Origin of the sequence: Burkholderia sp. BE17, assembly GCF_009362305.1 — a bacterium.
Classification (GTDB): Bacteria; Pseudomonadota; Gammaproteobacteria; order Burkholderiales; family Burkholderiaceae; genus Burkholderia; species Burkholderia pyrrocinia_C.
This window is the reverse complement of sequence record NZ_WHNU01000026.1, coordinates 41,176-58,159: the sequence shown is the minus strand read 5'-3', so window position 1 is coordinate 58,159 and position 16,984 is coordinate 41,176. Positions and strand designations below refer to the sequence as shown.

General features: G+C 65.8%; 21 protein-coding genes. 5 read left to right on the top strand and 16 right to left on the bottom strand.

Annotation, left to right across the window (positions count from 1 at the left end; translation table 11 throughout):
• Positions 1 to 2: 2 nt before the first annotated feature.
• From GD429_RS22385 to GD429_RS22375, 3 genes are all read left to right on the top strand, one after another.
• Positions 3 to 266, top strand: a complete 264-nt coding sequence (locus GD429_RS22385) for an HPr family phosphocarrier protein (protein ID WP_258285558.1) — start codon at positions 3 to 5, stop codon at positions 264 to 266.
• Positions 267 to 417: 151 nt separating this feature from the next.
• Entirely contained in the window at positions 418 to 636 is a 219-nt protein-coding gene (locus tag GD429_RS22380; protein ID WP_152860010.1) for a hypothetical protein, read from the top strand.
• Between the two features lie 90 nt (positions 637 to 726).
• Positions 727 to 1,281 carry a GNAT family N-acetyltransferase gene (locus GD429_RS22375; protein ID WP_227791716.1) on the top strand — a complete coding sequence of 185 codons (555 nt, stop codon included), beginning with the start codon at positions 727 to 729 and terminating at the stop codon, positions 1,279 to 1,281.
• Positions 1,282 to 1,425: 144 nt separating this feature from the next.
• On the opposite strand, the gene GD429_RS22370 is transcribed toward GD429_RS22375, so the two are convergent.
• From GD429_RS22370 to GD429_RS22325, 10 genes are all read right to left on the bottom strand, one after another.
• Positions 1,426 to 1,824, bottom strand: coding sequence for a RidA family protein (locus tag GD429_RS22370; protein ID WP_152860008.1), 399 nt, complete (start codon positions 1,822 to 1,824; stop codon positions 1,426 to 1,428).
• A gap of 80 nt (positions 1,825 to 1,904) precedes the next feature.
• Complete coding sequence (gene benD / locus GD429_RS22365; RefSeq protein WP_152860007.1) at positions 1,905 to 2,681, bottom strand: benzoate diol dehydrogenase BenD; 777 nt, start codon at positions 2,679 to 2,681, stop codon at positions 1,905 to 1,907.
• Complete coding sequence (benC, locus tag GD429_RS22360; RefSeq protein WP_152860005.1) at positions 2,678 to 3,700, bottom strand: benzoate 1,2-dioxygenase electron transfer component BenC; 1,023 nt, start codon at positions 3,698 to 3,700, stop codon at positions 2,678 to 2,680. Before benC ends, benD begins: the two co-directional genes overlap by 4 nt.
• A gap of 39 nt (positions 3,701 to 3,739) precedes the next feature.
• On the bottom strand, positions 3,740 to 4,228 hold the full coding sequence (gene benB / locus GD429_RS22355; protein ID WP_152860003.1) for a benzoate 1,2-dioxygenase small subunit: 489 nt from the start codon (positions 4,226 to 4,228) through the stop codon (positions 3,740 to 3,742).
• Entirely contained in the window at positions 4,225 to 5,583 is a 1,359-nt protein-coding gene (locus GD429_RS22350) for a Rieske 2Fe-2S domain-containing protein (RefSeq protein WP_152860001.1), read from the bottom strand. The genes benB and GD429_RS22350 overlap by 4 nt, the downstream gene beginning before the upstream one ends.
• A 113-nt stretch (positions 5,584 to 5,696) precedes the next feature.
• Positions 5,697 to 6,641 (bottom strand): catechol 1,2-dioxygenase, encoded by a 945-nt coding sequence (gene catA, locus GD429_RS22345; protein ID WP_152859999.1) that lies wholly within the window; start codon positions 6,639 to 6,641, stop codon positions 5,697 to 5,699.
• 51 nt (positions 6,642 to 6,692) lie between these two features.
• Entirely contained in the window at positions 6,693 to 7,829 is a 1,137-nt protein-coding gene (locus GD429_RS22340) for a muconate/chloromuconate family cycloisomerase (protein WP_152859997.1), read from the bottom strand.
• 366 nt (positions 7,830 to 8,195) lie between these two features.
• On the bottom strand, positions 8,196 to 8,633 hold the full coding sequence (locus GD429_RS22335) for a hypothetical protein (RefSeq protein WP_152859995.1): 438 nt from the start codon (positions 8,631 to 8,633) through the stop codon (positions 8,196 to 8,198).
• Between the two features lie 172 nt (positions 8,634 to 8,805).
• Positions 8,806 to 10,839 carry an alpha-galactosidase gene (locus GD429_RS22330; protein WP_227791715.1) on the bottom strand — a complete coding sequence of 678 codons (2,034 nt, stop codon included), beginning with the start codon at positions 10,837 to 10,839 and terminating at the stop codon, positions 8,806 to 8,808.
• 457 nt (positions 10,840 to 11,296) lie between these two features.
• Positions 11,297 to 12,199 carry a LysR family transcriptional regulator gene (locus GD429_RS22325; RefSeq protein ID WP_152859993.1) on the bottom strand — a complete coding sequence of 301 codons (903 nt, stop codon included), beginning with the start codon at positions 12,197 to 12,199 and terminating at the stop codon, positions 11,297 to 11,299.
• A 158-nt stretch (positions 12,200 to 12,357) separates the two neighbouring features.
• On the opposite strand from GD429_RS22325, the gene GD429_RS22320 reads away from it, so the two are divergent.
• Positions 12,358 to 13,134: an SDR family NAD(P)-dependent oxidoreductase gene (locus GD429_RS22320; RefSeq protein ID WP_152859991.1), complete on the top strand. Its 777-nt coding sequence runs from the start codon at positions 12,358 to 12,360 to the stop codon at positions 13,132 to 13,134.
• A gap of 148 nt (positions 13,135 to 13,282) precedes the next feature.
• On the opposite strand, the gene GD429_RS22315 is transcribed toward GD429_RS22320, so the two are convergent.
• A complete protein-coding gene (locus GD429_RS22315; protein WP_152859989.1) occupies positions 13,283 to 14,494 on the bottom strand; it encodes a sugar transporter in 1,212 nt (403 codons plus the stop codon).
• A gap of 222 nt (positions 14,495 to 14,716) precedes the next feature.
• Between GD429_RS22315 and GD429_RS22310 the strand changes: the two genes are divergently transcribed.
• Complete coding sequence (locus tag GD429_RS22310; protein ID WP_096475937.1) at positions 14,717 to 15,391, top strand: HAD family hydrolase; 675 nt, start codon at positions 14,717 to 14,719, stop codon at positions 15,389 to 15,391.
• A gap of 260 nt (positions 15,392 to 15,651) precedes the next feature.
• Here GD429_RS22310 and GD429_RS22305 read toward each other — a convergent pair whose 3' ends face one another.
• The 5 genes from GD429_RS22305 to GD429_RS22290 are packed head-to-tail and all read right to left on the bottom strand — an operon-like array spanning position 15,652 to position 16,904.
• Positions 15,652 to 15,894, bottom strand: coding sequence for a DUF6566 family protein (locus tag GD429_RS22305; protein ID WP_174418570.1), 243 nt, complete (start codon positions 15,892 to 15,894; stop codon positions 15,652 to 15,654).
• A 59-nt stretch (positions 15,895 to 15,953) separates the two neighbouring features.
• A complete protein-coding gene (locus GD429_RS40580; protein WP_193727168.1) occupies positions 15,954 to 16,091 on the bottom strand; it encodes a hypothetical protein in 138 nt (45 codons plus the stop codon).
• A 33-nt stretch (positions 16,092 to 16,124) separates the two neighbouring features.
• A complete protein-coding gene (locus tag GD429_RS22300; protein WP_152859987.1) occupies positions 16,125 to 16,511 on the bottom strand; it encodes a DUF3022 domain-containing protein in 387 nt (128 codons plus the stop codon).
• Positions 16,508 to 16,669, bottom strand: coding sequence for a DUF1328 domain-containing protein (locus GD429_RS22295; RefSeq protein WP_152859985.1), 162 nt, complete (start codon positions 16,667 to 16,669; stop codon positions 16,508 to 16,510). The genes GD429_RS22300 and GD429_RS22295 overlap by 4 nt, the downstream gene beginning before the upstream one ends.
• A gap of 46 nt (positions 16,670 to 16,715) precedes the next feature.
• The gene (locus GD429_RS22290) at positions 16,716 to 16,904 is read right to left on the bottom strand and encodes a DUF3008 family protein (RefSeq protein ID WP_152859983.1); all 189 of its coding nucleotides are present in this window, start codon (positions 16,902 to 16,904) and stop codon (positions 16,716 to 16,718) included.
• Positions 16,905 to 16,984: the final 80 nt, after the last annotated feature.

Below are 16,984 nucleotides of genomic sequence, written 5' to 3'. Positions count from 1 at the left end.
ACGTGGCAACCGTCGTCTACCTTCAAATCGGCGCCGCGTGGAACCGGACCCGCGCAAGCGCGGCCCGGGACGCGGTCGCCGCAGCGGCACGCCGCTTCGACAGCGACATCGTGCTGATCGCGAACGGGTGCCGCGGCAACGCGAAAAACGGCGACGCGATCGCGTCGCTGGAATTGCGCGGCGGCACGTCCGCCCAGGTGCTGGCCGCCGGACCCGATGAGGAAGCGGCGCTTCAGGCGCTGCTGCCGTTGCTGCAAGAGGGCTGACCCGCGTGCCGCCCTCCGCCCCGTCGCGCGTCGACCTGCTGCTGTCGATGCGCTCACGCCGCGAGACACGCGCCCGATGACGGAATGCCTGCCGCCGCATTCCGCACGCGCTTGCGCGACCCACACCGCTTACCCGTTCCCGGAGGAAGTCATGAGCGACCACGACACGTCAAACCCCACCCTGTCGGCGTCCGCCGTCTGGGCCCTCGAACGCCTCGCCGACGTTCGCTACGGCCGGGATTCGCCGGCACTCGGCTGGTCGATCGCGCGGGAACTCATCGGTGCGGGTTTCGCCAGCCATCCGCCGCACGGCCGCTCCGGCATTTCGATCACGTCCGCAGGGCGATCCTTCCTGAAGAGCCTGAAGTAGAGGCCGCGCGGCGGAATTCGCGGTATCGTACCGGCACGTTCCGCGCGGCCGGTCCGCGTGCCTTTCCCCTTCCTGCCGATGGAATGCCCGATGACGTCGAATGCCACGCCGCCCGTCGCTTCCCCGCCCGTCCTCGACACGCCGCGCCTCGTCCTCGAAGGCCATCCGCTCGGCGACTTCGACGCGCTCGCCGCGATGTGGACCGAGCCGGACGTCGTCGCGCACATCTTCAACGGCAAGCCGTCGGCGCCGCGCGACTCGTGGATGCGCCTGCTCGCGTATCGCGGGCTGTGGCCGCTGCTCGGCTACGGCTACTGGGCGATTCGCGAGAAGGCGACGGGCCGCTACGTCGGCGATCTCGGCTTCGCCGATTTCCATCGCGCCATCGAGCCGTCGATTCGCGGCGTGCCGGAAGCCGGCTGGGCCCTGGCGACGTGGGCACACGGCAACGGCTACGCGACCGAGGCGCTCGCGGCCGCGCTCGCATGGCTCGATGCGCAGCAGCGGTTCGAACGCAGCGTGTGTTTGATCGCGCCGACCAACGTCGCGTCGATCCGCGTGGCGGAGAAAGCCGGTTACGGCGATCCGGTGCGCATCCGCTTCAACGACGCCGATTCGTTGCTGTTTTCACGCGCGAGCCGGTGAGCGAAAGGCAGCGCACTCGCGCGGCCGATACGCAACGCGGCCAAAGCATCGGCGCAGCCGCCGCGTCGAATGCAGCAATCGCCAATATCGGACACGCATTCGGCTTCGTCGATGCACGGCCAGATCAACCACGCCGACAACGCGTCATCCCCGCAGCACCGCCACCGCCTTGATCTCGACGATATAACCGGGCGACCCGCCCAGCATGTGCGCGCCGACCGCCGTCCACGCCGGCTTCGGATGCGCATCGACGTAACGGTCGCGAACCTGCATGAACAGCGGCAGGTCGCGCATGTCGGTATGGAACGTCGTCAGGTCGACCACGTCGTTGAACGATGCGCCGGCCGCCTCCAGCACGCGTTTCAGGTTCTCGAACGCCTGCACGATCTGCGCTTCGCGGCCTTCGACCAGTTGCAGCGCCGCGTCGCGGCCGATCTGGCCGGACACGTAAAGCGTATCGCCGACCTGCAGGCCCGGCGCGTAGCCGATTTTTTCGTACACCGCTTCCATTCCGGCCGGAACGATGGCTTTGCGATCACCCATGAATGTCTCCGTGGCCGGCGTCTCGGCGCCGGCCGGTTGGTTGTCGATCAACACCTGCAAGCGGCTGCACAGCGCGCCGCTCAACCCGTATCGCCGCCCGCGACCGGCAGCACCGTGCCGGTGATGTAGCTCGCTTCGTCAGATGCCAGGAACAGGATCGGCGCGATCTGCTCGTCGAGGCTGCCGTAACGCTTGAAGAACGTCGAATCGGTCACCTGCCGCACGGCTTCGCTCATCCACGCCTGCTCCTGCTCGCTGTCGCCGGCCGCATTGCGCGGCACGCGGCGCGGCGGCGCACTGGTGCCGCCCGGCGCGGTCGCGACGACGCGGATGTTGTGCTCCGCGTATTCCATCGCGAGCGCCTGCGTCAGCGCGTTGACGCCGCCTTTCGCCGCCGAATACGGCACGCGGCGGATGCCGCGTGTCGCGTTCGACGAGATGTTGACGATCGTGCCGCCGCCGCGCGCGAGCAGGTGCGGCAGCGCCGCGTGGCACGTATAGAGCGTCGGCATCAGCGAGCGACGGATTTCCGCGTCGATCTGCGCCGGCTCGAATTCGGCGAACGGTCGCATGCGGATCGCACCGCCGACGCCGTTGATCAGGATGTCGATGCCGCCGAACGTCTGCACCGCACACGCGATCGCCGCGTGCGCGCCTTCGTAGGTTTCGAGATCCGCGACGAATCCCGCCGTCTCGCCATCCGTCGCTTCGGCCGCCACCTCGGCGACGAAATCCGCGCGATCGACGAACAGCACCTTGCCGCCTTCGGCCGCCGCGCGCAGCGCGACGCCGCGGCCGATGCCCTGTGCCGCGCCGGTGACGACGACGACCTTGCCGGAGAATCGTTGCATGATCATGCCGCCTTTGCCGTGACGTTGGGAGTGAACTTCTCGTAGTGGAAGCTGTTCGGCTTCACGCCTTCGTCGTCGAAGTACGTGCGCACCGCGTCGACCATCGGCGGCGGCCCGCACAGATACACGTCGACGTCGCCGTCGTTCAGCGCATCGGCCGGAATGTGCTGCGTGACCCAACCCTTGCGCGGATGGCTCGACCCGGCGTCCGCGACGACGGTCGCGAAGCTGAAGTTCGGCAGTTTCGCCGCATACGCCTCGATCGCGTCGACCAGCACGAGATCGAGATCGCGCGTCACGCCGTAGATCAGATGCACCTTCTGCCGCGAACCGGCGCGCGCGAGCACCTCGAGCATCGACAGGAACGGCGCGAGGCCCGTGCCGCCCGCGAGGAGCAGCAGCGGGCGCTGCACGTCGCGCAGGTAGAAGCTGCCGAGCGGCCCGTGCAGTTCCAGCTTGTCGCCCGGCCGCGCCGAGTCGAGCCACGTGCTCATCACGCCGCCGGGAATCTTCTTGATCAGGAAGCTGACCTTCGCGTCGGCCGGCGCCGACGAGAACGAATAGGAACGGTGCTGGCCGCTCGCGGGCACGTCGATGTTCACGTACTGGCCCGGCAGGAACACGGGCGCGGCCGCGCCGACGTCGAGTTCGAGCACGACGGCCGCATCGTTGTGCTGCTCGACCTTGGTCACCGTCGCGGCGAACCCGCTCTGGCCGGTCTTGCATGCGACCGACGACGTCGGCACCGCGATCACGCAATCGCCTTGCGGCACCATCTGGCAGGTCAGCACGAGGCCGCTGTCCTTTTCGTCTTCGGTGAGCGCGTCGTCGATATAGTCGTCGCCGAGGTCGTAGCTGCCGCTTTCGGCGCGGCACTTGCAGGTGCCGCACACGCCGTCGGAACAGTCCATCGGCAGGTTGATCTTCGCGCGGAAAGCCGCGTCGAGGACTTTCTCGCCGGCCTTGCAGTCGATGAAGCGGGTCACCCCGTCCTCGAAATTCAGTGCAATCTTGTAGCTGGACATGGCATCACCTCCACTTCCCTTCATGACAAAACAACGGCGTCAGACGTGATAGACGTCGAGCACCTGCCGGATGTAGTCGTTCTTCAGCACGATCTTCTTGTACGAGATCAGCCACTCGCCGCCCGACTTGCGCAACGTGACGAACATCGTGCCGAAGAAGTGATCGGTCACGCGGTAACGATGGTTCAGCGTGTGAAAGTTGTAGCGCACGTCCACTTCGTTCTCGCGTTCGGACAGCACCTCGACGTTCGTCACGTTGTGGCTGGTACGCGGCTCGGGCGTCGACGCGCCGCTGCGCTCGGTCTTGATCCGGAACACGCGATCCTCGAGGCCGCCGCGATCCGGGTAGTACATCAGCGAGATCTGGCTCTGGTGGTCGTCGGTCGGCCGATCGTCGTCGTCCCACGCGGGCATCCAGTACGTGACGTCTTCCGTGTAGCAGGTCAGCCACTCGTCCCACTGGCGATCGTCGAGCAGGCGCGCTTCGCGATACAGCGCGGCGCAGATGGTCCGGTAATCGAAGTTCATGCCGCCACCTCCCCGCGTTCCTTCTTCAGCGCATCGCGCATCACATTCACCCAGTGTTCGTGCTGGCACACGAACAGCCCTTCGTCCTCGCTGCGCTCGCCGGAAATGCGCGGGTTCAGCCCCATCTTCCTCGCGTTCTCGTCCGGGCCGTCGACCCACAGCGGCGCGCCGCGCGACAGGTCGTTCCACATCGCCGTGATGCCCGCGTAGCCGGCCTGGCATGCACGGAACTCCTCGAGGTCGTCGGCGGTGCCCATGCCCGTCACGTTGAAGAAATCCTCGTACTGGCGAATGCGGAGCGTGCGGTCGGCTTCGCTTTCGCCCTTCGGCGCGAAACAGAAGATCGTGACTTCGGTCTTGTCGACGCCGAGCGGCCGCACGACGCGAATCTGCGTGCTGAACTGGTCCATCAGGAACACGTTCGGGTACACGCACAGGTTGCGCGTCTGGTTGACGATGAAATCGGCCTGCACGTCGCCCACGCGCGCCTTGATCTCGTCACGGTGCTGGTACACGGGCCGCACTTCCGGGTTCATCGTTTTCGTCCACAGCAGGATGTGGCCGTTGTCGAACCCGTACACGCCGGCCACCGACTTGCTCCAGCTGTTCGCGTCGACGGCCTTGGTGCCGTCTTCCTTGCGGCGGCCCATCGTCGCCGCGTAGTTCCAGTGCACGGTGCTGACGTGGTAGCCGTCGCAACCGTTCTCCATCTGCATCTTCCAGTTGCCTTCGTAGATGTAGGACGAGTTGCCGCGCAGCACTTCGAGCCCGTTCGGCGCCTGGTCGACGATCTGGTCGATGATCACGCGCGTTTCGCCGAGGTAGTCCTCGAGCGGCAGCACGTCGGCGCTGAGGCTGCCGAACAGGAAGCCGCGATAGTTCGCGAAGCGCGCGACCTTCTTCAGGTCGTGCGACCCGTTCGTGTTGAACTGCACCGGATACTCGGTCGTCTTCTCGTCCTTCACCTTCAGCAGCTTGCCGGTGTTCGAGAACGTCCAGCCGTGAAACGGGCACGTGAAGCTGCCCTTGTTGCCGTGCTTGCGGCGGCACAGCATCGCACCCTTGTGTGCGCACGCATTGATCACCGCGTGCAGCTCGCCGCTCTTGTCGCGCGTGACAACCACCGGCTGACGGCCGATCCACGTCGTGTAGTAGTCGTTGTTGTCCGGGATCTGGCTTTCGTGCGCCAGATACACCCAGTTGCTCTCGAAGATGTGTTTCATCTCGAGTTCGTACAGCTCGGCGTTGGTGAAGATGTCGCGGCGGCAGCGGAATACGCCGGCCTCCTTGTCATCCTGCACGGCGGTGGCGAGCAGGTGATCCAGTTCGTTGGCTTGGTCGATGGTGGCGGACATGTTGGCTCCTCCCATGCGCGTGCCGCGTCCTGCAAGCACGCTCGCATCGGTTTCGGTTGAATCTCGCGGGGACCCGGCCGGCGGCGGCGCATCCGCGCCGCGCCGTCGGGCGGTCAGGCCGTCGCGGCTGCGCGCAGGCGGTGGACGATCTGGTTGTCCTTGCCCTGTACCAGCGGCGTCAGCACGAAGTTGAACTCGATGTCCTGGTACGCATCGGCCTTCATGCCGAGCGCCGTGCCACCGGTCTTGTCGACCACCGGCGGGATCAGTTCCTCGCGCGTCGCATACGCGAAGTCATCCCAGATCAGCGGATCGCCGGCGATGTTGAACTGCGTCGTCAGCTTGCGGTGGTCGTTGCTGTCGACGAAGAAGTGCACGTGCGCCGGGCGGTTGCCGTGGCGGCCGAGGCCGTTCAGCAGTTGCTGGGTCGCGCCCTGCGGCGGGCAGCCATAGCCGACCGGCATCAGCGTGCGGAATTCGTACTTGCCGTCGGCGCCCGTCTTCACCGCGCCGCGCAGGTTGAATTCGGTCTGCGCGCCGGTCGGGTCGAAGTGCGAATAGAAGCCCTTCGAGTTCGCGTGCCAGCATTCGACCACCGCGCCCGCGACCGGCTTGCCGTCGAGGCCGGTCACCGTGCCGTGGATCACGAGCGGGCCCGCGCCGTCGTCCGCGTCGAGGTCGATCTTCGATACGCCGTCGCGCACCGGCGCGCCCGCCACATACAGCGGCCCTTCGATCGTGCGCGGCGTGCCGCCGTCGAGGCCGACCGCCTTGTCCTCGGCGTCCATCCGGATGTCGAGATACTTCTCGAGGCCGAGGCCGGCCGCGAGCAGCGCTGCTTCGCCATCCTGACCAAGCTTGTTCAGGTAGTTGACGCCGGCCCACACTTCGTCGGGCGTGATGTCGAGATCGTCGATCGCCTTGAACAGGTCGCCGAGCAGGCGCAGCACGATCCGCTGCGTGCGCGCGTTGCCGCCGTTGCCGCCGTTGCCGCCGGCGTTCGACGCGGCCTTCAGCAGATCCTGCACTTCCCGGCTATCGAAAACTTTGACGCTCATGATGGTGTCTCCACGTGGTTTTGGGGGTATGACGACTTTGCGTGACTCGGGTTACCGCGCGGCTTTCGTGAGCCCGTCGCGGGTGAAACGCCTGACCTTGTCCTCGTCGAGTTCGATGCCGAGACCGGGGCCGTCCGGCACGGTCAGTTCGAATTCGCTGTAATCCAGCGGCTGCGTCAGGATCTCTTCGGTGATCAGCAGCGGCCCGAACAGTTCGGTGCCCCACTGCAGGTTCGCGAAACTCGCGAACAGGTGCGCGGAAGCGACCGTGCCGAACGCGCCTTCGAGCATCGTGCCGCCGTACAGCTCGATGCCGGCCGCGTCCGCGATCGCGGCCACGCGTTGTGCCGCGAACAGCCCGCCGCTCTGCTCGATCTTGATCGCGAACACGTCCGCGCCGTGATGCTTCGCGATGTCGAATGCGCTGTCGGGGCCCTGCAGGATTTCATCGGCCATCAGCGCGACCGGGAAGCGGCGCATCAGGCGCGCGAGCGCCGCGGCCGACGCGACCGGCTGCTCGACCAGCTCGCAGCCGACATCGGCCAGCGCCGGAATCGCGCGCGCGGCCTGCGTTTCGCTCCACGCCATGTTCACGTCGACGCGCACCGACGCGCGATCGCCGACGGCCTTCTTGATCTCGGCCACGTGCCGGATATCCGCGTCCGGCGACTTCGCGCCGATCTTCAGCTTGAACACGTTGTGGCGGCGCAAGTCGAGCATCCGCTCGGCTTCGGCGATGTCGGTGGCCGTGTCGCCGGAAGCGAGCGTCCATGCGACCGGCAAGCGGTCGCGCCGGCGGCCGCCGAGCAGTTCGCCGACCGACACGCCGAGCCGCTTGCCGTGCGCGTCGAGCAGCGCGGTCTCGAGCGCGCTCTTCGCGAAGTGGTTGACCTTCGCGAGCTTGCCGACGAATGCCATCAGCGTCTGGACGCGAGTCGCGTCCTTGCCGACGATCGCCGGTGCGAGGTACGTGTCGATCGCGAGCTTCATCGCCTCGGGGCTTTCCGGGCCGTAGGCCATGCCTGCGATCGTGGTGCCTTCGCCGATGCCCGTCACGCCGTCGCTGCAGAACACCTTCACGAGCATCAGCGTCTGGCCGTGCATCGTCGCGACCGACAGCTTGTGCGGGCGGATCGTCGGCAGGTCGACGAGACGGGTTTCGATGCGTTCGATGGTGACGGAGGACATGGGGTGCGCTGCGTGTGGGGAGTTCATGGGACGGATTTATACGCGCCGGGCAAATGCACCGTCCAATACTTTTGGACTCGGGTTTTCATACCTGACAGGTATCGAAATCCAGGAATATGCGCGTTTTACTGCGTCGCACCATACCTTTTTTGGCTGGTTATCGATGCGCGGAGCCTTGCTGGAACGGGATGGGACGGATGCGGGATGCGGCGGCCCGAGCATTGCGCTCCGGCCGCCTGCAGGCGGGCAACGACCGCCGGAATCAGCGGTCGTCATGGGAAGGTCAGGGTTTTCCTGAGGGGAAACGTGGCCGGACAGCGGCGGCGCGACGGGCCGCTGCACCCTCCCGCCGGCGTGAATATCCGGTCAGCGGCCAGCCGCTGCGACCGACGCCTGCCATTGCGCGGCCACGCCGGCGTAATCCTTGGCCTTGAAAGCCGAACCGTCCTGGACATGGACCCAGCCCAGCGTCCGGTCGGCCAGCGGCTTGTCGTGCTCGTCCGTCGCGATCTTGACGATCGCATGCGCACGAATATGCACGAGACCGTCCGGATAGTCGGACGACGGGTTCGCCAGCGTCACCGTCACGAACGGGCCGAGATCATGCAGGAGCTGGGTGGCCGGCGGATGGTCGGCCATCAGCAGCGTGCCGCCCTTGACGCGATCGTCCACGCGAATGGCCATGCTGTCCGGCCGCCGCTGCGCGGCGGTCGGCTTTGACACCCAGAGCACGTGATCCGGGTTCAAATAGACGACATCGGGGTCGCCCAGGGCGTCGCGCGTTTCAATCCGGGGTATCGGCATGCAGGGTCTCCAGTCGATTGTCGGGCACCGGGTGCGGGTGCGTCGGCCCCATGATGATGCCGCAATATGTCGGCTTTCCACGTGCCTGCCGACGCGGGGTGACGAATCTCGTCAGGTTCGCACCCGGAGATGGCGCGACCACCCGTGACCGGTTGGCCGCGCCACGCGCACGTTATTGCCTCGTCGGTGCGGCGATTCCGTCGATGTCGGGTGCCCAGCCCGTCGGGTTGGAGAACTTCAGCGTGTTGGCGCCGCCTTGTTTGAACGCGCCCGTCACCGTCAGCGTCGATACGTTCCCCCACCCGCCGGTCGACGGGAACGCCACGGTGATCGGCGCTGCACCGTCGAAACTGAGCTGCGCGTTCCGCGGTGTCGAATCGCCGTTCACGTAAGCGATCGCGACGCTGTACGTGCCGTCCGCCGCAACCGAGATGCCGTTGATCGTCAGCGTTCCGTTGCTGGTGCCGTCACCGTTCCCGATATAGCCGACGTCCTGTCCGCCGGAGCAGGCGCCGCACGACGACACGCGCGCCGCACCGCCGAGCGTGTTGCCGGCGGCCTCGGCCTCATAGGCCAACGGCGGCGGCGGCGGCACCTTCACCGGCCCGGCCACCACGGCGATCGACGTGATCGCGGGCGACGCAGTCGTACCGTCGAGGCTCGACAAGGTCAACGTGTTCTGCCCCGACCGCAGGTTGACGAAGGCCGTCACCGTGCCGATCGCACTGCCCGTGGGCGGAAACGCGAGCGTCGTTCCGTTTCCGCCGTTCGCACCGAGCTGTGCCTTGACGGTTTCCGTTCCGGTGTTCTGGTAGGCGATCTGGATGTAGCCGCCTGCCGTTTGCGAGGTCACGTTATTGAACGTCACCGCACCCAACCCGGTGACCTTCTTCCCGCTTGCGCAGGCAGGGCAGTCCGAATACGACGCGCCGCCCGTCAACGTGCCCGGCAGGTATGTCGTCGACGGAAGGTCCGTGCCGCCCAGCACCAGCATCGCGGTTCCGCCGGCGGGCACGCTCGCGACCGTATAGGAACCGGTGGCCGTGCCGAGATCCTTGTGCGCCCAGATATCGCGGACGGTGGCCGAAGTACCCGCGGCGAAACCCAGTTGCTGCCACGTAACGGTCATGTCGCTTGCCGCCGTACCGTTGTTGAACAGCAGAACGGCGCGCTTCCCTGCACCGGCCAGCAGCTTCGCCCAGACCTGCCGCCCATTGGCATCCGCGACCTTCAATCCCTGCAGGCCCAGCATGTCCTGGTCGATCGCGATCAGCTCGGGATTGGTGAGCAGACTCACCGTATCGCCCGAGAGTGTCTTCGACAGATCGTTGCCGAGAATCATCGGCGCGCCGGCAATGGCCCATAGATTCACGTGCGCGAGGTCGTTCGCCGCCGTCATGCCCATGCCGGCCACCATCATGTCCGGATCGTTGTAGTAACCGGTGTGCTGGCCTTCGGGATGATAGTTGCCGTTGAAGTTGCCCAGCACGGAGCCGAAGTTCGGGACACCGCTTCCCGGCCCGTAGATGTCGCCCGTCGTCCGCCACGACGTTGCGATGCCGGCCGCCCAGTCCCACGGCCCGAGGCCGGCGTCCGGATATCCGCTTTTGCCGAGCGTGCCCCAGTCGCACATGTTCAGCACCAGCAGTTTTCCGGTGGCGGCATAGGCTTTCTGAATCGCCTGCGAGATCGCCGTATAGGCTTGCTGGGGATCGTATCCGGCCGCGCTGCCGCCGCACCAGTCGACCTTGACGAAGTCGTAGCCCCATTGCGCGAACTGCAGGAAATCGTGATCGTAGTGCGCGTAATCGCTGCCGACAAAATGCGTGCCATTCGTGTTTCCGCAGCCCTGCGGACCCGAGTCGATATAGATGCCGGCCTTCAACCCCTTGCCGTGAATGTAATTGGCCATCGCCTTCATCCCGCCCGGCCATTGGTTGGTGCGATTGCCGTTCATGTCGACGTTGAGGATGAAGTTGCCGTTCGCGTCACGCTTTCTGGACGTCCACCAGCCTTCGTCGATATTCACATACTGGTACTTGTTGCCCGTCGCGAGGTTCGCATTCAGCGCGGCCAGCCCGTCGGCCTGGGCCTTGATCGTATCGAAGCTGACGTTTTCCTCGAGGCTGTTCCACGACGACCAGCCCATCGGCGGCGGATTCACCGCGATCTGCTGCATCGCCGTGGTTCCGCTGCCTCCGGTCATCGGCATCGTTCCCGCAGTCGACTTCGCCCCTGTCGCCGATGTACCCGTTGCCGGCGACGAACCGACATCGTCGCCGCCACATGCGGACAAGCCTATCGCCGCTGCAACGAAGCACATCATCAATATTCCTAAATGATTCATGCCCTTCATCTCCGTCTCCCGGTTGTTGTGAATGACGCGCGCGGCTCGTTTCGCACGCGTACGCAGATTAATGACGTTTCTTTCCCTGTTTCAATCTTTGCAGCATTCGGTCAAATATTGGGAGATAATGGTTTTTCTGATCTGGAATGTTTTCTCGTTGATGATTTGAATAATTAATAGGAAAAATCCAATCTTTGGAGAAACACTCGATCAAACAGAAACAATCCGGATGGTTATTGCAGGTTTATGGCGGAACCGGAAATTCACTCCGCTTCGCCACAATTTGATTCATCGCCGGGAAACGCGGCGGCAGCGACTATCCTCGCCACGTTGCCTGCGCCAGCTTCGCCACCAGTTCGTCGTACACCACCCTGATACGCCGGGGCATCGGTCCACGCCGCGGCCGATAGACGTGCAACTTCCACGGTTCGGGTTCGAGGCTCGGCAGCAACCGCACCAGGCGCCCCTTCTTGATGTATTGCCGCACGAGATATTCCGAGCACTGGCCGAATCCCAGCCCTGCGCACACGGCGTCGATCTCGCCTTCCGCATCGTCCGTCAGATAGGCCGGCGACGCGGGCTTGAATTGCTGCTCCCCGCGAAAAATCCACGGCCACGCCCGACCGCTCGCACGGTCGATCAGGCATGTCACCGGCATCGATTCGAGCGCCTTGAGGTTTTTCGGCTCACCCAGCCGTTTGATCAGCGACGGTGCGCCAACGACCCACATCGGCAACGGCCCGACCATACGCGCGACAAAGCGGTTATCTCCGATCGCCCCGACCCGCACGCCGATGTCGATCTGTTCGTCGACCACCGGCGACGGCACATCCGACAGCCGCAGGTCAGGCACGAGCCCCGGATACCGCTGCATGAGATCGGTCAGGACCGGCTGCACGTAATGACGCCCCATGCCTGACGGGGCCGTGATCCTGACGACGCCGACCGGTTCGTCGACCTGACCGTTCGCGGCCCCGAACAGCCCGTCGACGGCAGAAAGCGCCGCCTGCGCTTCAAGCGCAAACGACTGGCCGAAGGCCGTAATCCGGATACTGCGGGTCGTCCGGTGGAACAGGGTTTCGCCCAGCATCTCTTCCAGTTCGCGCACCGCGCGCGTCACGACCTGCGGCGACACGCCGAGCCGCGCGGCTGCCTCGCGGAACGTGGGCGCCGCGGCCGCCGCGGAAAAGATCTTCAGGATGTCGAGCCGGTTGAGCATGAGGAACCCCTTTGAAGCTCGCGAAGAAGCGATTTTAATTCCCGAAACGGGAATTCTGAATGCGCCATTGTTCCATTTTTTTGCGACCGACGAACGACCACAATGAGCGTCAGACGTCGTTTCGACGTGAATGGTCAACCACTCTGGGGAATCTCATCATGAACGCAAGCACACATCCGGCTCGACTCGAGGACCGCATCGCACTGGTGACGGGCGCCAGTTCCGGCATCGGCCGCGCATCCGCGCTCGAACTCGCGCGTCGCGGCGCGAAGGTCGTCGTTTCCGCACGGCGCAAGACCGAACTGGATCGACTGGTCGAGGAAATCACGGCTGCCGGCGGCGAAGCAAAGGCCTTCGTCGCGGACGTCGCGAACGAAGACGATCTCCGCAAGCTCTTCGATTTCACGGTTTCGACCTACGGACGCCTCGACATCGCGTTCAACAATGCCGGCACGGAAGGCGTGTTCGCGCCGCTGCTCGAGCAGGATGCCGAACGATTCGACATGGTGTTCGAACCGAACGTGCGCGGCGTGTTCAATTCGATGAAATACGCGGCCGAGATCATGCTGCGCCAGGGTTCGGGCAGCATCATCAACAACGCGTCGATGGGCGGCCTCATCGGCTTCGAGAATGCGTCGGTCTATATCGCGAGCAAGCACGCGGTGATCGGGATGACGAAGACGGCATCGATCGAGTGGTTCAGGCGAGGCGTGCGCGTCAACGTACTGTGCCCCGGGCTGATCGAAACGCCGTTCCATCATCGCGGCATCTGGCCGTCGGACGATGCACGGCAGAGCTTTGCCGCGGCGACACCGGCAGGACGGTGGGGGTCCGCCGAGGAAATGGCGACGATCGTCGCGTTCCTCGCATCGGACGATTCCAGCTATGTGTCGGGGCATGCGCTCGTGGCCGACGGCGGTTATTCGATTGCATGACGCCTGAAGCGCGATCCGAAATGCGGTGGCCGTTCATCGTTGCGTCACCGGACTGTCAACGCGAACCGACGGCACGAACTTACTGCGCGCTGTCGGTTTGCGCATCCCGGTCTGCAAGGGAAACGAATGCATCGGGCCGCTGTCGCCTTCACTGCACGCCGGTGGCCGCCGTTGGGTCCACCGTCGCCCGCTTCGCGTGAAGGCGCAACGCGAGCCACGCGATCCCGACCGCGAGCGCGCCGACCACGCCGCCGAAGGTGCCGACCCACGGCAGCCCGAAGTCGCCGGCGATATGGTTGCCGAGCAGCGCGCCGGCGCCGATGCCGACGTTGTACAGGCCCGAGAAGATCGACACCGCCAGGTCGGTCCCCTCCGGCGCCAGCTTCAGCACCCACGCCTGCATCGCGAGGCCGAAACAGACGATCGCCCCGCCCCAGACCAGCGTATGCACGGACAGCGTGACGATGTTCAGCGCGCACGGGAACAGGACCAGCAGGCAGCCCGACAACGCGACGATCGACGCCAGCAGGAACTTGTCCGGCTGGTGCGGATAGATGCGATTGAAGCAGATCGCGGCCGGCATGCCGGCGATGCCGAACAGGATCAGCACATACGTGATCCGGCTGTTGCTCGCGTGGTTGACGCTCTGGACGAAGGGCTCGATGTACGTGTACGACGTGAAGTGCGCGGACACCACGAGCACGGTGATCGCGTACAGCGCCACCAGCGCCGGCTTGCGCAGAAACACGCCGATGCTGCCGACGGATCCGGCGCCCTGGCTCGGGAGTTCCGGCAACGTCGCGCGCAGCAGCAGCAACGCAATGCCCGCCGCGCCCGCGATGATCAGGAACGTGACGCGCCAGCCGAACGCCTCGCCGATCACGCGCCCGAGCGGGATGCCGGCGACCATCGCGATCGACGTGCCCATCGCCAGCAGGCTGAGCGCGCGGCTTTTCCGGTCGCTCGGCGCGAGCCGCACGGCCAGCGGGACGGAAATCGACCAGAACACCGCGTGCGCGCACGCGATGCCCAGCCGGCCGACCATCAGCACCGCGAAATTCCACGCGACGCCGGTGACGATATGGCTGACGATGAACACCGCCAGCGCCCAGACCAGCAGCCTGCGGCGCTCGACATGACGCGTGACCAGCGTCAGCGGCAGCGATACGACCGCGACGGCCCACGCGTAGATCGTCAGCATCAGGCCGACGTCGGTCGGCTGCATGTGCAGGCTGTCGCCGATCGCGCTGAGCAGCGCGACGGGCACGAATTCGGTGGTATTGAAGATGAAGGCGGTGAGTGCGAGGGCCAATACGCCCCACCACGACTGACTGGAACTGACGGCGTCCGGTGTTGCCATACCTGGAATCGACGAGACGAGGGTTGGGGGCGCGTACGGCGCGGAAAACCCGGCCCGGCGCATCGCCGCGATTGTACCAGCGGCGCTTGACTCATCGCATCGCGGCACGACACGGCACGTTGCGGCCACGGGACATCGCCATGACATGGCCATGCGCTGATAATGTGTCGACAGGATTTTTACCGACGATTCGCCCGAACCCGATCGGGCCAGGAGATTTACATGCGCATTGAAACGTCTTTTCTGTTCGATCTCGACGGCACGCTCGTCGACAGCGTCTATCAGCACGTGCTCGCGTGGAAGGAAGCGCTCGATGCCGAGGGCATCGAATTGTCGGTGTGGCGCATCCACCGCAAGATCGGGATGAGCGGCGGCCTGTTCCTGAACCAGCTGCTGCGCGAGACGGCGGGCGACATCGACGCCGAGCGCGTCGAGCGGCTCGCCCGGCTGCATGCGGCCGCGTACCAGCGGCTGCGCGCGCAGGTTCGGCCGCTGCCGGGCGCGCGCGAGCTGCTTGCCGCGCTGTCGAACGCGGGCATCCGCTGGGCGATCGCCACCAGCGGGCGGATGGAAACGGCCGCCATCAATCTCGAGGCGCTCGGCGTCGATCCGGCAAAGAACGTCGTCGTCACGCGCGACCAGGTGAAATATGCAAAACCGGACCCCGACCTGTTCCTGACCGCGGCCGCGCAGCTGAACGTGCCGATAGAACACACGGTGGTCGTCGGCGACAGCATCTGGGACATGCTCGCCGCCAGCCGCTGCCGCGCGCTCGGCGTCGGGCTGCTGTCGGGCGGCTACGGCAGCGACGAACTGGAACGCGCGGGCGCGCTGCGCGTGTACGACGATCCGGCGGATCTGCTGTGGCATCTGGATGAAATCGCCGCGCGGCCCTGAGGCGTCCAGCTCTCCACAATCTCGTTCGCCGGATTCGCGTCGAGGTCGTCATGCCGCAATCGGGCTTGCACGGAGCGTGCACGTCGCGATCGCGATCGTAGCGGCAGCCATGAATGGCCGGTGCGCGTAACGCGCGACGCGCCACCGGCCCGGAACCGTCGGGCGTCGGGCGTCGGGCGTCGGGCGTCGGGCGTCAGGCGTCAGGCGTCAGGCGTCAGGCGGTCAAGAAACGCAACACCGGCGCGCGAGCGCGATGCCGGTCAGTCGTCGTCGATGCGCTTGTCGATCAGGTAACGGCCGCGCTCGACGCCCGCGCGCAATGCTTCGTTCTCGGTCAGCCATTCGGCGCCGGCGGGCGCCGGCTCGACCAGCTCGATGCGCGCGCCGCCGACATACACCTGCACCTCGTCGCGCCACGCGCCACTGTCGTTGCGCCACGCCCACACGCGGATCTCGTGGCCGCGATACGGGTCGAGAATCTGTGCGTCCTGTCGATGTTGCACGGTGGCCTCCTTTGCCTGTCGGCGGTGACGATGCAGCACATGCACGCCGCTTGGGCGCATCATGCGCCGGTGTCGATCGCCTCGCCGTCGGTCTCGTCGTTCTCCAGCCGGATCCTGGAATTCGATTGCATGACGTCCTCCTGCGGGGTGGCGGGGTGGCGGCGTGCCGGTTCCGGCGCCCGCGCGGCGCCGTCCATACCCGCCGGCACCTGTGCGTATCGGCTCCAGCGTCAGGGCGCGCGCAACGCCGCGTCGAGTTCGGCATCCGTAATATCGAGCGCCGCATTGCATTCGATCGCGGCATCCTCGACGCGCGGCTTGCGTTCGTCCACCGCGCGCCGCGCGCTGTCGCACAGATACGTGCGCACGCGCAGCCGGTCGTCCTCATCGAGCCACGCATAACGCTCGACCACGTGCGGATCGAATCGCAGGTCGACCGCGCAACGCCATTCGCGCGCGCTTTCGTCGGCCGGCACGCGCACCCACGACACCTGGATCGTCAAGCGCCCGGATGCGTCGTCCGTATGCACGACGACGGTCGACTCCGACGGAAAGCCGTTCGCGAGCGCGTGCTCGAGTTCCGCGACGCGCTGCGAGCGGTCGGGCGCGTTGCTCATCGTCGCACGACGCCCAGCAGCAGCGTGACCAGGAAGATCACGACGAAGATGTAGAACAGGATCTTCGCGATCTCGGCCGCGCCGGCCGCGATGCCGCCGAAGCCGAGCACGGCCGCGACGAGCGCGATGATGAAGAAAATGACGGCGTATCGAAGCATGGAGCCCTCCTGGATGACAGCGGTCGCGAACACACGTCGTCGTCGATCACGCATCGTGCTTGTGCCTGGGTTTGCCGCGGACCGGCGTGGAAGCCATGTTCTCGAGTTCCTTCTCGCTCATCGACCTGGCCATCGACTTCGCCGGCGGCTTGAGATCCTTCATCTTCGTGTCGCCGCGCTTGGCCGACAGCGCGGCCCCGGCGGCACGTTGCTGGGCCTGGGATTTTGCTGACATGGTTGCGCTCCTCTCGTTGGCGCGCGCAATACGACGCCATGTCGACGCGACAGGCGGCGCGCGCGCGGTTGGGTCGCCCG